The organism is Streptomyces sp. NPDC045955, assembly GCF_056430805.1.
Genome location: NZ_JBWKKY010000048.1, coordinates 1 through 1465 on the forward strand (window position 1 = coordinate 1; position 1465 = coordinate 1465).

Here is a 1465-nt window from a genome sequence, read left to right on the forward strand (position 1 = left end):
CCACTGACATTGATATTGGTAGGCAGGTTCCGGTGGTCGTGGCTCGGCCTCTGACTGACGTCCTGCTGGGCTGTCTTCCCGTTGTTCTGTCCGGCTGCCGGAGCCTGTTCCTCATGGCTCCGGCCGGGCGGAACATGACCTGATAGGAGCTTGGTCCAGAAGCCCCTTCAATGTCCTGTCTGCGCCACCCGGCCGGCGCCCACCTCCGGCTAGGAAGGCACCTTCAGGATGACAGCAGCGGTCACAGCGGACACGGTCGGGCCGGATGTGTTCGGCGGTGTCGACTCCCACGCCGACACGCTTCACGTCGCGGTCATCAGCGACAACGGCGGCCACCTCGCGGACGCCGAGTTCACCACCACGGCCGCCGGGTACGCCGCTGCCCTGGCCTTCCTGGGTGCCCACGGACGCGTGATCGCCATAGGTGTGGAAGGCACCTCCTCCTACGGGGCCGGCTTCACCCGCGCCGCCCGCTCGGCGGGCGGTCACGTCGTGGAGGTCAACCGGCCCGACCGGGCCGAGAGGCGACGCATCGGCAAGTCCGACCCCATCGACGCCTACGCGGCCGCCCGCGCCGCCCTGTCCGGACGCGCATCCAGCGCCCCCAAGGACGAGACCGTCACCGGCATACGCGCCCTGCACAACGCCGCCCGCTCCGCCGTCAAGGCCCGCACAGCCGCCCTGAACCAGATCGGCCACATCCTCATCGGCGCTCCCGAGGCGATCCGCGCCAAGTACGGCCCCCTCAAGGGCACCGCCCGCACCGACGCCCTCGCCCGACTGCGCCCCAGCGGCGATCCGGTCCACACCGCGGTCCTGACCGCGCTCAAAAGCCTCGCCCGACGCGTGAAGGAGCTGACTGCCGAGCACACGGCACTCACCAAGGCCCTGGACACCGACGTCACCGCACACAACCCCGGCCTGCGGGCCGCCTACGGAGTCGGCCCGGACACCGCGGCCCAGCTGCTGATCACCGCAGGCGGCAACCCCGAACGCATGCGGACCGAAGCCTCTTTCGCCGCCCTGTGCGGAGTTGCCCCGGTCCCTGCCTCCAGCGGCCGGACCAACCGACACCGCCTCTCACGAGGCGGTGACCGGGCGGCCAACGCCGCCCTTTACCGCATCGCCCTCGTCCGCATGTCCAGCGATCCCCGCACCCGCGACTACGTGACACGGCAGACCGCGGCCGGACGGACGAAGAAGGAGATCATCCGGCTCCTGAAACGGGCCATCACCCGGGAGATGTTCCGCTGCCTGACGACCACGGTGACCGTTCCCGGCATCGCCGATCTGCGGCCCCTGCGGCAGTCCAAGAACATCACCCTCACCGCCGTCGCCGACCACTTCGGAGTCTGGCCCGCCCTGATCTCCACCCTCGAACGAGGAATCCGGCGCGATGACGCACTCACCCACGCCTACAGGGACTGGCTCCAGGCCGCTTGACAGGCAATAGGAGCATCAACGG

At 69.8% G+C, this 1465-nt stretch carries 1 protein-coding gene; it reads left to right on the forward strand.

Annotated features, from left to right (window positions below):
* Nucleotides 1-228 precede the first annotated feature (228 nt).
* Complete coding sequence (locus AC07F0_RS40010) at nucleotides 229-1443, forward strand: IS110 family RNA-guided transposase (protein WP_478985259.1); 1215 nt, start codon at nucleotides 229-231, stop codon at nucleotides 1441-1443.
* The last annotated feature ends 22 nt before the right edge of the window (nucleotides 1444-1465 follow it).